14 protein-coding genes and 1 pseudogene are annotated in these 16,649 nt (G+C 37.8%); 13 read left to right on the forward strand and 2 right to left on the reverse strand.

The features are described from left to right. The first annotated feature begins 2 nt into the window (after nt 1-2). The 6 genes from WG932_RS04715 to WG932_RS04740 are packed head-to-tail and all read left to right on the forward strand — an operon-like array spanning nt 3 to nt 3,753. The gene (locus tag WG932_RS04715; protein WP_339676896.1) at nt 3-746 is read left to right on the forward strand and encodes an ABC transporter ATP-binding protein; all 744 of its coding nucleotides are present in this window, start codon (nt 3-5) and stop codon (nt 744-746) included. A gap of 2 nt (nt 747-748) precedes the next feature. After that, a complete protein-coding gene (locus WG932_RS04720; protein WP_483087145.1) occupies nt 749-1,081 on the forward strand; it encodes an ABC transporter permease in 333 nt (110 codons plus the stop codon). 53 nt (nt 1,082-1,134) lie between these two features. Then, on the forward strand, nt 1,135-1,968 hold the full coding sequence (locus tag WG932_RS04725; protein WP_483088581.1) for an ABC transporter permease: 834 nt from the start codon (nt 1,135-1,137) through the stop codon (nt 1,966-1,968). Between the two features lie 5 nt (nt 1,969-1,973). Beyond that, complete coding sequence (locus tag WG932_RS04730) at nt 1,974-2,498, forward strand: hypothetical protein (RefSeq protein ID WP_483087146.1); 525 nt, start codon at nt 1,974-1,976, stop codon at nt 2,496-2,498. 17 nt (nt 2,499-2,515) lie between these two features. Continuing rightward, complete coding sequence (locus tag WG932_RS04735) at nt 2,516-3,010, forward strand: sensor histidine kinase (protein WP_483087147.1); 495 nt, start codon at nt 2,516-2,518, stop codon at nt 3,008-3,010. 5 nt (nt 3,011-3,015) lie between these two features. Next, nucleotides 3,016-3,753: a LytR/AlgR family response regulator transcription factor gene (locus WG932_RS04740; RefSeq protein ID WP_014022200.1), complete on the forward strand. Its 738-nt coding sequence runs from the start codon at nt 3,016-3,018 to the stop codon at nt 3,751-3,753. 722 nt (nt 3,754-4,475) lie between these two features. Here WG932_RS04740 and WG932_RS04745 read toward each other — a convergent pair. Both WG932_RS04745 and WG932_RS04750 read right to left on the reverse strand, forming a co-directional pair. Beyond that, nucleotides 4,476-5,606, reverse strand: coding sequence for an amidohydrolase family protein (locus WG932_RS04745; protein ID WP_483087148.1), 1,131 nt, complete (start codon nt 5,604-5,606; stop codon nt 4,476-4,478). A gap of 2 nt (nt 5,607-5,608) precedes the next feature. After that, entirely contained in the window at nt 5,609-6,160 is a 552-nt protein-coding gene (locus WG932_RS04750) for a DUF2911 domain-containing protein (RefSeq protein ID WP_014022202.1), read from the reverse strand. A 196-nt stretch (nt 6,161-6,356) separates the two neighbouring features. On the opposite strand from WG932_RS04750, the gene WG932_RS04755 reads away from it, so the two are divergent. The 7 genes and pseudogenes from WG932_RS04755 (at nt 6,357) to WG932_RS04785 (ending at nt 16,649) form a co-directional block, all read left to right on the forward strand. Further along, the gene (locus WG932_RS04755; protein ID WP_041934797.1) at nt 6,357-6,668 is read left to right on the forward strand and encodes a hypothetical protein; all 312 of its coding nucleotides are present in this window, start codon (nt 6,357-6,359) and stop codon (nt 6,666-6,668) included. 498 nt (nt 6,669-7,166) lie between these two features. Then, nucleotides 7,167-8,392, forward strand: a pseudogene (locus WG932_RS04760) (GTP-binding protein). Between the two features lie 84 nt (nt 8,393-8,476). Further along, entirely contained in the window at nt 8,477-10,576 is a 2,100-nt protein-coding gene (locus WG932_RS04765; protein WP_483087149.1) for a TonB-dependent receptor, read from the forward strand. Further along, nucleotides 10,570-10,797 (forward strand): hypothetical protein, encoded by a 228-nt coding sequence (locus WG932_RS04770; RefSeq protein WP_483087150.1) that lies wholly within the window; start codon nt 10,570-10,572, stop codon nt 10,795-10,797. The genes WG932_RS04765 and WG932_RS04770 overlap by 7 nt, the downstream gene beginning before the upstream one ends. Before the next feature lie 4 nt (nt 10,798-10,801). Continuing rightward, nucleotides 10,802-11,875, forward strand: a complete 1,074-nt coding sequence (locus WG932_RS04775; RefSeq protein ID WP_483087151.1) for an HmuY family protein — start codon at nt 10,802-10,804, stop codon at nt 11,873-11,875. A 62-nt stretch (nt 11,876-11,937) separates the two neighbouring features. Further along, entirely contained in the window at nt 11,938-14,247 is a 2,310-nt protein-coding gene (locus WG932_RS04780; RefSeq protein WP_483087152.1) for a cobaltochelatase subunit CobN, read from the forward strand. Next, nucleotides 14,244-16,649, forward strand: coding sequence for a cobaltochelatase subunit CobN (locus tag WG932_RS04785; protein WP_483087153.1), 2,406 nt, complete (start codon nt 14,244-14,246; stop codon nt 16,647-16,649). The genes WG932_RS04780 and WG932_RS04785 overlap by 4 nt, the downstream gene beginning before the upstream one ends.

Genomic DNA, 16,649 nt, shown 5'->3' on the forward strand with positions numbered 1-16,649 from the left:
TCATGAGCAAAGAAATCATTAAAATTAATGAGCTAAAACGCTCCTTCACCATGGGTACTGAAACGGTTCACGCCCTAAAAGGAATTTCCTTTACCATAAAGCGAGGTGAGTTTGTTACCATAATGGGCTCAAGTGGCTCCGGAAAGAGTACATTATTGAATATATTAGGTTGCTTGGATCAACCAAGTTCGGGTAGTTATGAGATTGATGGAGTGAGTATTAAGGATTTATCTAAAAACCAGCTGGCTAATATTAGGAATGAAAAAATAGGATTTATTTTTCAATCCTACAATTTGCTCCCAAGAACCACTGCCATTGAGAATGTAGAATTGCCCCTATTGTACAATAGGAAAGTAAATTCAGAGGAAAGAAAAACCAGGGCCATTAAAGCATTGGAAATGGTAGGGTTAGGAGATAGGTTACACCATACACCATCCCAGCTTTCCGGTGGGCAACAGCAACGCGTAGCCATTGCAAGATCATTGGTTAACAACCCGGTTATGATTCTTGCAGATGAAGCGACAGGTAATCTTGATACCCGAACTTCCTATGAAATCATGTCCTTGTTTCAAGAATTAAACCGTAAAGGTATAACCATCACCTTTGTTACCCATGAGCCTGATATTGCAACTTTCAGTAACAGGACCATTGTACTTAAGGATGGAAATATTATCAAGGATTATTTCAATACTAATATTTTATCTGCTGAGAAAGAATTGGCAGCATTACCCATTGAAGATCATTAATCATGAGAGTATTTAACTTATTAAAAGTTGCTTTTAAAGCCATTGTTCTCAATAAAATGAGAAGTTTGCTAACCATGCTAGGGATAATCATTGGTGTGGCATCCGTAATTGCTATGTTAGCCATAGGGGAAGGGTCGAAAGCAAGCATTCGGGAAAGTATTTCCAGCATGGGATCCAACATCATTACCATTAGGCCGGGAGCTGAAGTAAGAGGTGGTGTAAGAGGTAGCGCAAGTGACATGCAAACATTAACCTTCGAGGATTATGAAGCCATCCGGGATGAGGCTACCTTATTGAGTCATATTACCCCCATGGTTAATGGAGGGGGCAAGTAATCAACGGGTCTAATAACTGGCCCTCAACAATCTATGGTGTAAATCCCGAATACCTGGCCATCAAAGTATTGGACCTTCAGAGTGGAAGTATGTTTACCCAAGCTGAAGTTCAATCGGCAGCTAAGGTAGCATTAATCGGGCAAACCGTGGTTGATAATGTATTCCCTGATGGAGCTGAGCCGGTGGGACAAATGATTCGATTCAACAACATTCCTTTTAAAGTAATTGGTGTGCTTGAGGAAAAAGGTGAAAATACATTTGGACAAGACCAAGATGATGTGGTCATTGCGCCCTACACCACTGTACAAAAACGAATTCTTGCCATAGACTATTTAAATCAGGTAATGGCATCTGCGGTAAGTGAAGAAGATGCTCCTGAAGCAGTAAATCAGGTGATTGATATCATGCGAACCCAACATAAATTATCCGACGCAGAGGAAGATAATTTCAGTGTCCGATCTATGGAAGAATTGATTTCAACCTTTAGTTCTACAACAGAAATGTTGACCATACTTTTAGTAGCAGTGGCAAGTATTTCACTGTTAATAGGAGGGATCGGTATCATGAACATTATGTATGTTTCTGTTAAAGAACGGACAAAGGAAATCGGCCTCCGCATGGCTATTGGGGGAAGGGGATCAGATATTTTGATGCAATTTCTTATTGAAGCCATACTTATTAGTATTACCGGGGGATTGCTCGGTGTGGTATTGGGACTAGGAGCTACAGTTTTTATTGAAAAGTTCTTACATTGGCCCACAAGTGTGGCTTTGTATTCAATTGTTGTGTCTTTTGCTGTATGTGCGATAACCGGAATCTTTTTCGGATGGTATCCGGCTAGAAAGGCTGCAGCATTGGATCCAATCACAGCTTTACGATACGAATAATAAATATGGAGTATAACAAGAAAATAACGGCCTTTTCTCACCTCTTGGTGTGGTTTGTTTTATTCAGCATGCCCTATGTCTTGTCCTATGGGCAGGAACAGGAATTAACTAGGGTAATTGCTCATTTCTGGATCCCCTTGGTATTTTATGCCATTATCTTTTATGTCAATTATTTTCTTTTTATCGATCGATTCTTGTTTGAAAAGAAAATGCTTGAATTTATTGGGGTCAATATTATCTTGTTGGTGCTTTTATTGTGGTTAAGAGAAGGGATAGACACAACCTTCTTTGCAGATCTTGCAAGAAAACCCCATAAAGAAGGAGACAATAATGGTCCATCTTTTAAGATGTTTATTTATGTTCAGTTGCTATCTTATATGGCACCCTTGATATTTGCCATTGCCATAAAGACCACTCAACAATGGGTGAAAACAGAGGCAGAAAGTAAAGAAGCAGCCAACTATAAATTAAAAACTGAGTTGCAGCATCTGCATTACCAGTTGCAACCTCATTTTTCTTTAACTCATTAAACAATATTTACTCCCTTGTGGATATTTCCCCGGAGGAAGCAAAAAAATCTATCCATAGCCTTAGTAAGTTAATGCGGTATATGCTTTATGAAACAAATTTGGAAAAAGTGCCCATATCCAAAGAAATTGAATTTATGAAGAAATACATTGAGTTGATGAAGCTTAGGGTTTCTGAAAAAACCAAGGTAAATTATCATTTTCCCACCATAAACACGGGCATCACAGTAGCACCTTTATTATTTATATCTTTAATAGAAAATGCATTCAAACACGGCATTTCAGCAAGGAGTGAAAATTTGATTGACATTGAAATGAAATTGGACAATGATATTGTGGTTTTTAAAATTGAAAATGATAACTTTCCGAAAAAAGTAGCTGATAAAAGTGGTTCAGGAATTGGACTTCAAAATCTCGAAAAACGATTGCAATTGCTATACCCTAATAAATATCAATTTAAGCATGAACTTATTGATGATCGGTTTTTGGTTACTTTAATTATAGAAACCGGATAATTTTAATGAAGAATTTTAAAATTTCATGTCTGATAGTAGATGATGAACCAATGGCGCTAAACCTTGTGGAAAGTTATGCGAAGAAAACTCCATTTCTTGATTTAAGAGGTAAATGCAGTAGTGCTATTGAAGCCATGGAATTTTTAAAAACCACTCCTGTGGATTTACTGTTTTTGGACATTCAGATGCCGGATCTTACAGGTATAGAATTTTCTAAAATGCTTCCCAAAGACACCAGGGTAATTTTTACTACTGCTTTTGATGAGTATGCCTTAGAAGGGTTTAAAGTAGAAGCTTTAGACTATTTGTTGAAACCTTTTGATTATGCAGAATTTTTGGCGGCAGCAAATAAAGCGAGTACATGGTTTAATTTGATAAGAGGGAAACAACAAACTTCACCGGAAAAAGTTGAAAATAATGAGTTTTTATTTGTAAAATCTGAATACAAGCAGGTTCGAATCAAACTTTCTGAAGTGTTGTACTTCGAAGGATTAAAGGATTATATAAAGATTTGGCTGAAGGACCATCCCAAACCCATATTAACACTCATGAGCCTTAAATCTTTGGAAGATGAATTACCTGAGAATCAATTTATGCGCGTACACCGATCATTTATTGTTTCCTTAAATAATATTGAAGTTATTGAGCGAAGTCAAATCCTAATCAACGACCAACGCATCACAGTTTCTGACCAATACAAACCCAAGTTTTTGGAATTTATCAATGGGAATTCTCTTCATTGATAATTTCTTGGAGTCATTTTATAATAACCAAAATCCAAAAAGTCCTGATATATCAGAAACTTTATTTTGAATTGAAATTAATTCATTAGTAGAGAAAATTCTTTCTGGAAATTATAGGTTAACACCATGTGAATTAAATCCCATTTAAATTTACTGACTAACAATCAACCTGCAAAAGTTTTAGTTATAGGTAGCTATTGAAGTTAAAATCCGGAACCATTACCAGTTGGTGTTCCTTTATATGAGTGCTTAAAGTTTATCAAATAAATCATTTGTAATCTGTACTTTAGAGGATTAATTGTAGTTAGAAATGTATTAAACTCTTTCAGGCCTAGGATTTCTATTATTGATATTGTTTTAATATTTTATATATCGTCTCATCAAGCTTCTGAATTTTATCCTTTTTTCAATGGTTATTAGGTTAGAGTCTAATAGCCATATCTTAAGTCCTAGAAGGGCGGTATATCCCAGGGATGGGGGCACCCATCGTAAAATAAGTTGAGGGTTAGTACCCCTGAAAGGGAGGAATCTTAAAACAGGGCTTCACCCTGTGTTTTGATATTATGCCCTTTCAGGGCTTGGGTTATATTATTACTGGATCTTATACCTTGACTTTTTAAAATTGAATAAAAAATAAACCCCAAATCAAGAGAAAAAAATCACCGTTCTTTAAATCCGTGAAATCCTTTAATCTCTTAAAAATCCGTGATTCAAACGGTATATTAATCGACGACCTCAAACAAGGATTCATCAATTCCCGGAATCAAATGTAAGGCATTTTTATAGTAGATTTTTTGAAGGACAGAATCGGGTAGACCCAGACCATACATTTTCCAATGGGCGTGTCGTTTTCTGTAATAATCAAAATACTCATCATAAGTTTCCAAAACCCTAAAATAAGTATGGTACTCCTCTTGTTTATAGCTGTCTTTACCCATCAATACCCTGTCCTGATATTTAATTAACCATTTCCTGGCTGAAATAGGTTGTCTGCCCAATTCCGCTAGAACAGCCCCTAGTTCCGTGTATACATTGGGCATTTCATCCAGTATTTTACCTAAGCGATTCAAGTCATTCCCAAACCAACCTAAATGAGCAGCAATAAATTTAGTATTCGGATGTCTTCTGAAAATGCTATGTTGTTCGGCCATTACATCTTCAAAAGAAGGATTGCTATTGGGATCTTTGTACCTGCTGGGGTATTGTTTCAATTCCAGCCATCGTTCATTGTTTTTGTCTTTTGGCAACCAGAAAGCTGGTGGCTCACCGGTATGAATCAATACGGGTATTCCCAATTCTCCGCATTTGGTCCAGATGGGGTCTAAGCGGGGATCATCCACATGAATTCGGTTTCCTTCATTGTCCTTATCTGTCAAACCCAAGCTTTTGTAGACCTTTAGTCCTTTGGCACCCATGCTTACAGCTTCTTCCATTATCTTAAGGGTTTTTTCAGGCCATCCTTCATCATCCAGTTTTTCAAAGTCAATATTCATAAAAAGTACAAATCGATTGCCGTACTTTTTGTTGACATTTTCTAGAGACCATTCCAAGTACTTTCCTCTAAAACCACTTAAATTAACCATTACTGCCATATTGAGTTCATCCATTTCGGCCACCAATTTATCCAAATTTTGAATTGGCATAGTAAATTGATGGTTATGAACATCAATAAAAGGAAACTTAGCTCGAGTTAATAAATGTTCCGGAACTTTTAAAGTTGAAACTGGTTCATAATTTTCCACATCCATTACCTGCAACCGGTATTGAATTTTTCCAATCAGCCAATAGCTGAATCCCAGAAAAAGCAGTGTAAAAAGGAATAACCACAGCCATTTCTTTTTAGAGAAAGCCATTTTTATTGAAGAGCTACAGGGATGGTAAAGGTAACATCGTCCCATTTGAAGTTTATCACTGCTCCTGGTCCGGAAGATTCTATAGCGATAGTAAAGGTCTCAACAATGGTAGAATTCTGTTCTACGGGTGCATTTACTGTCAATACATCTCGTTCATGGTCAGGTTCTGCTACACCAAAGAAGACATCAACTTCACTATTTAAAGTAACCTTAAACACATCCGGTCCAGGAACTGCATACATTCTATAAGTACCCGCTTTTACCGGTTTTCCTCCAAATACGACATCTTTGTTAAAACTAATTTCTGTGGCAGCATTCGCACCTAACCTCCAATATTGGCCATAAGGCTGTAAGGCATCATCTTCCTCTTTTCCAAAAATTAGTCGTCCTTTCTTTGAAGGCTGGCTGTAATCCACTGTGATTTCCAGTCCTCCTTCATTGTATGTTGTAGTAGAGGGCGGGCTTACTGGTGTGGCGATAAATAAACCATAGATTACCCAAATAATAAAAATTAAAACAATTACACCTGCTCCAATTAAAATATTCTTTTTCATGATTGAGTTGTTTAGAATTTGAATTTACACAATTTTTATTGCTTTAGCGTTGGTTAAGCCACTATAATACTAGCTACAACTTTTTTACCAGACAAACTTTTAAGTGGGGTTAAACAATAAATTTAATAAAAGAAAGCTAAACTTTATTAATGCAATAATGTTGCGTTAAAAATAAATTTATCCTACTTTTACAAAAGTGAAAATCAACAAACATATTGCAGCACTATACCTAGCAGCCTATTTTATGGTTTTGCCCTTGCTGTTTGGCATTTATACCAATGGCCATTCGCATTATAAAACTTCGGATAGGAAAGAGGCGATAACCATAGATTCCACAGTTGATTGTTCGCTTTGTGATTTATATGATAGTCAGACGGCGTATATTTATACGGCATTTTTTCCGGAAACGTATCTCCCAAATTCACTTTTCTATTCAGTTACGATCAATAATTTGATTGGTGAAACTGGTTTGTACCATTTTCAAAGAGGACCTCCGATTATTTCTTAGAAAAATACTTCTTTCCAATCATCCAAATTTGATTTTAGGCCTAACCCAGCTTAAAATTACAAATTCCTGAACTCCATTCTTAATGGAAAATGGATACTTACTAAACCATTTCCAAAATGGATAATTATTCCCTAGAAGAGTAAGTCATTCCTTTATTGAATGATTTGGTTTCCATGCTCAAGTGTTATTTAGTTTCTTCAATTGCAAAGGGCTTTTCAATTAAGAAAGCTATTCATCATATCTTTTCAATAGAAAATACAGAATTCTTTATGCATTTGTATCTCAGCATAATAAGGAATGTAGAATAGTGAAGAGCTAAGGACTTGATACTTGTCGCCTATAATTCAATTTTCAAATTATGGCTTATTGTGATCACCTGTGATTGGGTTTGGAATACGGAAAGAGATAATAATCACCATTGTATATCAAATTGTCTCAACATTGTAAAATGGCCTTAAATATTTATTGAAGCCCTTTTTATCAAGCATACAAGGAATCATGACCAACCGATTTAGTCAACTTAAAAAATTACCCGTCACCGTACTTAGTGGCTTTCTTGGTGCAGGAAAGACAACGCTACTCAACCATGTTCTTAATAATAGAGAAGGACTAAAAGTAGCTGTCATAGTAAATGACATGAGTGAGGTAAATATTGACGAAAAGTTAATAAGAAATGCAGGAATGCTTTCCAGAACCGAAGAAAAATTGGTAGAAATGAGTAATGGCTGTATTTGCTGTACGCTCAGAGAAGACCTTATGCTGGAGGTAGAAAAGCTCGCCAAGATGAATAAATTTGATTACTTACTAATTGAAAGCACAGGTATCTCTGAGCCTATTCCGGTAGCGCAAACATTTACTTTTGCCAGTGGAGAGGAGCTTTTGGATCTTACAAAATACAGTCACCTAGACACCATGGTAACTATGGTAGACGCTTGTAATTTTTTAAAGATTTTGGCAGTGCAGAAAACATTTTTCAACGAAAAATGACCGACGATCCGGAGGATCAAAGATCTCTGGTCAATCTACTCACCGACCAAGTAGAATTTGCCAATGTATTGGTGATAAATAAATTAGACTTGATTGACGAGAGTCAGTTGGGATTATTGAAAAACACCCTGCATAAACTTAATCCCACTGCTAAAATTATATGTACTTCAAATGGAAAGATAGACCCCAAAGAAATACTCAATACCGGCCTTTTCGATTATGATTCTGCAGAAGAGGCAGCCGGTTGGCAGGTTGAGCTTGAGCGAGCTAAGGAAGGGGTAACCCATCAAGCGGAAACAGAAGAATATGGAATAGGCTCTTTTGTATTTAGAGATCCCAGGCCATTTCATCCGGATAGGTTTCTTCAATACATCGGTCAGGATTTTCCCACCAGTATTATCAGAAGCAAAGGAATATTCTGGATGGCTTCCCGACCTGATAAGGCCATATTATGGAGCCAGGCAGGAGGTTCGCTTAAAGCTGAGATTTATGGTAGATGGTGGGCAGGACTTTCTACACTAGAAAGAGAAACCAATCCATTGTTTATAGAGAACAAAGCTTTTATCATGGAAAAATGGGACCAACGATGGGGAGATCGGATGATTGAGCTTGTGTTTATAGGGCAAGACATGGATAAGGGACAAATTACATCAGATTTAAGGAATTGTTTGCTAACTGACGATGAAGTAATGGCCTTGAATTCGGGAAAACAATATAATGATACCTGGCCAATTTAAAGGGATTCAAATGATTTACCTGACATTTTCTAAACGCCTGATGACTTATACCAAGAACTTAACCACCTCACAACTTCACATTCAATGAATAAACCATTTACCCATTGGGCTTTAGCTGGCTTTTTATTTATCCTATTTATGGTTCCTTTGGACCTTTTGGGTCAGGGCAAAAGTACAACTTTAAAAGTGGTAGCTGCCAATGACCAACTACCTATTATAGGAGCAACCATTCAACTGTCCAACCGGGATTTTTCCGGAGGTTGGTTAACTGACGCCTCAGGAACTGCAGTATTGCCATTAGAAAAACCCTCTGAAATTTCCATCAGTTTTTTAGGCTTTATAGGAACTAAAAAAATTGTTAATCCGGGTGAAACAATAACTGTAGTTTTAGAGGAAGATTTACTCGGTTTAAATGAGGTGGTGGTAACAGGTGCATTTGCACCCACCACCATGCAAAACTCCCTATATAAGGTAAAGAAATTTGATGCCGCACTGATCGAGGCAAGGGGAGCAGTTAACTTAAGTGACCTGTTACAAACACAGTTAAATCTTAAAACCATTCAAGATGATGTTTTGGGAACCAGGATTGTAATGCAGGGGATTTCCGGTCCCAATGTAAAAATATTAATTGATGGAATTCCACTGGTGAATGGTACCGGTGGTGAATTTGATCTAAGTCAGATCAATATGAATAATGTGGAACGGGTCGAAATTGTGGAAGGGCCACTCTCTGTTCAATACGGTACAAATGCTTTAGCCGGAACCATTAATATTATTACCAAAGCACATTCCGGAGAAGATTGGAGTGTCAATAGCAGTGTTTATTATGAAAGTGTAGGTCAATACAACACTGACTTTACCGTTGCAAAAGGTTGGGACAACACTTCCATAAGTATAGGTGGCTCTAGAAATCAATTCAATGGGTTTTCATCAACTGGCGAAAGGAAAAAAAATTGGGTTCCAAGAACACAGTATCTAGCAAATGGGAAATTAAGAACGAAAATTCAAGATTTAAATTTGGTAGCAGCTGTGGATAAGTTATGGCAAAATTCCACTAGTCCTGGAAATGCTACCAGAGCCTTTAATAATAGGACCAATAAAATATCTGACATAGCCAACGACAATTACAATAATACTGATCGCTTAAATGCCTCCTTTGTAATAGAGGGAAAGATTTCAGAGAAAGGATATTTAAATTTAGTCAATGGCTATTCTTCATTTGAACAATCCAGTAGGAAATACCTTCAAGACATCATCGATGATATCAAATGGTTAAGTTCGGATGCTGAAGATCATGATACCACCCGCTTTGAGACTTTTACATTCAGAGGTACCTATGTCTATGGAAATACGGATAAAAAAGAAGGACTATATCTGACAACCGGCTATGAAGCTTCCCTTAATTATGCGGAAGGAGGAAGAATAAGTGCTGAGGCCAAGGGCAACGTCAACGAATATGGATTGTTTTCTGCTTTAGAAATTCCTTTAAGTAAAAAGTTTAAGGTACAACCTTCAGTACGTTACACTTATAGCAATAGCTATGATACCCGTGAAATAAACTTTTTAAATGCAAACCTGCCATTACTTCCATCTTTAAATGTCATGTATACAAGGGATGAGAATTTTGATTTTAGGTTATCTTATGGTCAAGGTTACCGAACACCATCTGTTCGTGAATTGTACTATGAGTTTATTGATGCCAATCATTATATCGTTGGGAACAAAAACCTAAGGCCTGAGGTAGGAAGCAATCTCAACGCTTCCGGAACTTTCAGGACAGAGATTTACGGTGCAAAGGCAGCACTTACTTCATCGCTGTTCTTTTCTCGAATAGACAATAAAATTGATCTTATACAAATTGTTGACAGGGATAATTTACCTGATGAAGTTCCTAAAACAGTGCCTGTTGCCAGGGTTTATGAGAACATACCCAATTTCAAATCTTATGGAATAAACTTTACTGCAGAAATTGCTTGGCCCAGTGGTTTCCGTTTGAACCCTGGTTTGGGTTTACTTGCTCGTTCAGGAAGTGAAGCAGATGACCGGTTTTACAATAGCCTTGAAGCCAATATCAATGCCAGTCATTATTTAAAAAATTGGGATACCAAAATCAATCTTTTTACAAATACAATGGTCCCATATCTGAGTTTTCGCGAAACCAAGATGGAGAAATTGGAGTGCTGACTTTAGATCCTTATCAAACCTTAGACTTGAGCTTATCCAAACCATTAATGAATGGAAAAATTTTCACCACTTTAGGTGCAAAAAACCTATTCAATGTAACAGATATCAGCTTGCAAGGAGAGGGCTCTAAAGGTTTGGTATTGCAAACAGGAAGAGAAGCATTTTACCCTATCAGTTGGGGAAGAACAATATTCATTAAAATGAACTATTTAATCAATTAAAAAAATGAAATCCTTACAATTACTAGTTTTGGCATGTTTTGCCATCTTTTTATTGACCAATTGCACAGAAGATGATCCAACTCCTCAGGTAGATGAAATCGAACTCGGAGCTACATTAACAGCCTCTATGGGCTCAGATCTTTCTACGCAAGTATATGTTAACTTATCTGAAGGTATTTTAACCTCTGTTCCAGTCAATACTTGGGAAATTGCCTTTGAAAACAATGGTAACGCCATTAAAACCAATACAGCCAAGAAGGTGGCTGTTACTTATGTTGAAGGACAATCATTTGATGAAATAAGTTCTGATGCCGGGTTGGTTTATACCTATGATGCAGAGGACGGAGACCTGTCCAATACTGCATTGGCCGGTTGGGAAGTAAATGTACCGTTCATTCTAGACATGGGTATAGACCAAAATGGCAATACTTTGGGTAAAAAGAAAGTCATGATTACATCCCATACCGCTACAGGTGCCACATTACAGTTTGCCAACCTGGACGGTTCTGAATTTGGTAACACCGACCTTACTTTTGGCGAAGGTGATTTCACGTTTTATTCTCTTATCTCTCAAGAAACAGTAGAGGTGGAGCCGGAAAATTGGGACTTTGTGCTAACTGGTGTTTCAGTTAGAACTGGAGCTCCTTGTATTGCCTTAGGAGGCGGTGCCATGCCCGGCATTAATTGTGATGTTTACCGTTTGTCTGCAGCAGCCTTAATCAATCATTATGATGGGGTAGAAGTAGCTGTAGATGACCCGTTTGCTTCTTTGGAGTTAAATGATGATCCGGAATCAGAGAAAAACTTAAAAACCATTGAAGATAGCAATTTTAACTCACTCGGAATGAGTGACTTTTACAGCATTGGAAGTAGCACTTCCGGAGATGCTATTGGAAGATCATGGCTGCATATCCTAACTCCCCACAGTTCCGGAGTATACAAAATATATGATTTTATCACTTATCTGGTCAAAGATCAAGATGGCCATTTTTATAAAGTTCGTTTTCTCGCATATAAGGGAGGTGAAAATGCTGAAAATGGCAATCCAACTTTTGAATATGAGCTAATAGAGGAATAGTATCATTTGTAAATTGGCCCTGACCTAAGAGCAATTAGGTCAGGGCTTTATGATAATAATTTATGAAACCATTTAAGAAAAACCTGCTTTTAAAAGTGGGCTTTATAGTCTTAGGGATTGTCTTTATTTTGGGAGGATTTTATAGTTATAAAAAATACCTAAGCCCTACCAAAATCGCCTTTATTAATTATCAAGAGTTTCAACTTTCAAGAATCAGTAAATCCAATACTAATTCTTGGATAAAAATTGATGCCCTTGATTTAGATGAATTGGATAAGATCAGAGATTATACCGCTGTATTTATTTTTGGACGAGGATTTCAAATGTCTGATGAACAAATGGAAACACTTAAAGCTGCGGGATATGCTGGAGTGAATCTTTTTGTTAACGCTGCTACCAATCCAAATATGGATGTAAGTAATCTTAAAGGAAAAATTCTGGATAATGTTTCAGATTATTTAAAATATGGAGGAAGCAGAAATTATTCCAATCTTTTGTCCTATGTCCGAAAGGAAATGGATGGCAAAAAATGGTTTGTAGACATAGCCGAAGCTCCCAAACCCATACCTAGGGATGTTTTTATTCATTTGGATGAGGATGCCATTTTTGAAAATTTCGAAACCTATCAAGAATATTTAACAAAGAAAGGTGCTCATCTTCCAAACCAGGCCTCTGTAGCTTTGCTAACAAGCGTTCCCGGACCATTTAATGCAAACAGAGAGCATATAGATGAATTGATACAAATGCTTGAGGAACGAAATTTAAACGTTTATACCATAAGTGCTGCCACCAAACGTTTGGATTTTTTAAAACAGGTGAACCCTGACTTGGTCATATTAATGCCTCATGGTAGATTGACCTTGGGAAAAGAGAAAGAAGCAATAGACTGGTTAAAAGAGAAAAATATCCCGTTACTAACGCCATTAAGTGTTTTTCAAGCTTACGATGATTGGGTAACTGACCCTCAAGGATTTGCCGGCCCATTGCTTTCTATGAGCGTGGTATTGCCTGAACTTGATGGTGGTATCAATCCTTATGCTATCATTGCGCAATATGAGGATGAGCAAGGCTTTTTATCTTTTAGAACCATACCTGACAGGCTTCAAAAGTTTGGTGATATGGTGGAACAATGGCTTACTTTAAAAACAAAAGCCAATAAGGATAAAAAAGTTGCCATTTACTATTTCAAAGGCCCTGGATTAAATGCCATGGTTGCTGCCAATATGGAAGTTGTCCCTTCCTTGTACAATACCTTGGTTAAATTAAAAGAGGAAGGGTATACGGTTGAAAACCTACCTGATTCTCCTGATAAACTTTGGGAAATGATCAAGACTCAAGGAGCTGTTCTGGGCCCCTATGCCAAAGGTGCTTTCGATCATTTTCTTAAAGAAGGAAGTCCGGCTCTTATACCTACTTCTACTTATAAAAATTGGGTCGAAAAAGACCTAACCCAAGAAAGCTACCTGGAAGTAGAGACCAAATACGGAGCTGCTCCGGGTGATTATTTATCTACCCGAATTGAAGGGCAGGACCACCTTGCTGTGGCCAGACTTGAATTTGGTAATATCGTTTTACTGCCTCAGCCACTGTCAGGTTTGGGGGAAGACACATTTAAAATTGTTCATGGGACCAATAGTGCGCCCCCGCACCCATATATCGCTTCTTACCTTTGGGTTAAAAATGCTTTTCAAGCCGATGCAGTAATCCATTGGGGTACACATGGAAGTTTAGAGTTCACTCCGGGAAAACAGGTAGCACTTTCAGGTGCAGATTGGACAGACGCATTAATAGGGACTACCCCTCATTTTTATGTTTATACCATCAGCAATGTGGGGGAAGGAATCATCGCCAAAAGAAGAAGTTATGCAACCACCTTAAGTTACCTTACTCCTCCTTTTATGGAGTCTGAGGTCACTGGGGATTTAAAAGAATTAGGAGATAAATTGTCGGCTTTTGTAGGCGCCACAGGTGTATTAAGGGAACAGTATAGAAAAAATATTACGGATTTGGCGTTGGGTTTGGATCTGGATCAGGATCTTGGTTTAGATAGTACCGGGATTTTTGATGATGAAACAATTTTTCAATTGTCCAACCATATTGAAGAAATCAAATATGAAAAAGTTTCCGGAGGTCTATATAAAATGGGAATACCCTATAACCGCACTCAATTAGATAATACTACTCAACTGATGGCCTTAGATCCAATTGCATACAATATGGCCGCTTTAGATAAACTGAAAGGAACTGTAAGTCAAAAACAATTGGATAATGCCCGTTATTTTGATAAAAATTACCGCCAGAGGGCAAAAAGAGCCATCCCATCCAGTCCATTCACAATGGACAGGCTGAAGAAATTGTTTTGCAATCTTTGATTAGCAAACAAGACATTGAAATTGCAAAGCAATGGCAAAATCAAAACCGTGGAATGTCTGATGCAGATATTGTAAAAGGATTTATTGGTATGGGAGATGCTAAACCTGATGAAAGTTCTGCAGGAAAGCCTAATAATGGACCTTCTATTCAGGAAAAAGACAAGGTAAAAGAACTTGTATTGGCCATCTCACCCTTTCCTGAAAGGGTGAATTTTATCATGAACCTAAAATCTGATAAGAAATTTAAGCAACAATCAGGAATATTGGATCCACAAACCCTTGAAAAAGCAAAAACAATTGCTAAAGCCATTCCTGCAATGGCCGAAGCACTTGAAATCGGCCAACAGGCTGATGTTTTTGCCCTCCTTAGACTTATGCAAAAGGAACCGCTACGGCAGTTAACCTTTGAATTGTTGGAGGATGATAATTTGGCAGAACAAATGGCTTTGGAGAAAAAGCGTGCGGAAGAAGAGGCTATTGACAAGTTAAGTAAACCTGAAAACCTCAATTTACTCGCCTATATATTCAATGGTAAAAAGGAAGGGATTAAACCAGCTTATAGTCTAGCGCAACAATTGAGTCAATTAAAAATCAATTTGATTAATTGGAGCTTGGTGGAAAAACTCAAGCCTGAGGTATTGAAACCTTATTGGTCTCAAGAGGAATTTGTCAGCAAATTGCAAATGAAGGTTGAAGAAGTTGAGTTGAAATTGCTTAGCGAGGAAAGAAAAGCAGAAGCCCATTCCAAAGCTGTGATGAGCCTGGTCACAGCTGTCCGTTCTGTAAAAAAATATGAAAAGGATCTTGCCTCAAGTACAGCTAAAGAAATGACAGCCATAATGACCGGTCTTGAAGGAGGATACATTGCCCCTTCATCCGGAGGAGACCCCATAACAAACCCTGCCACTGTTCCCACCGGTAGAAACCTATTTTCTATCGATGCTGAGAAAACCCCTTCACCGGAAGCATGGAAAGTAGGGGTAGACTTGGCCAAATCTTTACTAGACAACCACAGGGAAAAACATAAAACATTTCCTCGTAAAGTTAGCTTTACCCTTTGGCCAGGAGATTTTATAGCAACAGAAGGGGCCATGGTAGCTCAGATATTTTATTTGTTAGGTGTGGAACCAGTAAGAGATCCTTTTAAGCGTGTAGTAGATATACGTTTGATCCCTGAAGCAGAATTGGGTAGACCACGGATAGATGTGGTGGTCCAAACTGCAGGACAATTTAGGGACTTGGCCGCTAGCCGGATGTTTTTGATTAACAAAGCTGTAAAATTGGCTACTGAGGCTGTGGATACAGATAGTAACTATGTAAAGGAAGGTGTTCAAGCAGCTGAACTTTACATGAAGGATAAAGGACTTTCGCCTAAACAGGCTAGAGAATGGTCTACCCAACGGGTATTTGGCGGAGTAAATGGCATTTATGGCACCAATATCATGGGGATGGTAGAAAAAGGTAATGGTTGGGAAGATGAGCAGGAAGTGGCCGATACCTACCTCAACAATATGGGAGCTATTTACGATGAGGGAAACAACTGGGGTGCCTTTCAAGAAGGGGTTTTCGAAGCTGCTTTACAGAATACGGAGGTCGTTGTTCAACCGAGAGAAAGTAATACTTGGGGAGGACTTAGTTTGGATCATGTTTATGAGTTTATGGGTGGCCTAAGCCTGGCAGTAAGGTCAGTTACAGGAAATGATCCTGATGCTTACTTCAATGATTTCAGAAATCCTGTAAAGGCCAATGTTCAGGGGTTGGAGGAGGCCCTGTGGGTAGAAGCACGATCTACATTACTTAATCCCAAATACATTGAGGAGTACATGAAAGGTGGTGCTACTTCTGCCGAAACCTTTGCTGAAACATTCAGAAATACCTATGGTTGGAATGTGATGAAACCAAACGCAATTGATGATGCCCTTTGGAATAACTTGCACGAGGTGTATATCAATGATAAGTTAGACCTCAATGTGAAAGCTTTTTTCGAGAGAGAAAACCCATATGCTTTGCAAGAAATGACAGCAGTAATGCTTGAAACAATCAGAAAAGGGTATTGGGAAGCATCTGCAGACCAAATTCATTCTCTTACGGAAATGCATACAGAGCTAATCAGCAAACATCAAGCAGGTTGTAGTGGCTTTGTTTGTGACAATGATAAATTGCAAGCATTCATTACTGAAAACTTAAGTCCTGAATCTCGACTTGAATATGAAGCAGCTTTAAAAGCTGTTCAGGAAATTCCTACCAATGAAGAAAGCATGGTTTTGGAAAAGGAAACACTTTCAGAAAGTAATACTAAAGAAAATGACGAGATAAACAGCAATATAATTGTTTTGAGTCTTGTAGGTTTACTTTTTATTCTGATTGTTTTGTTGATTATTAAAAGAAAGAAGCAAGAGTAA

Source organism: Cyclobacterium sp. SOCE241 (assembly GCF_056867545.1).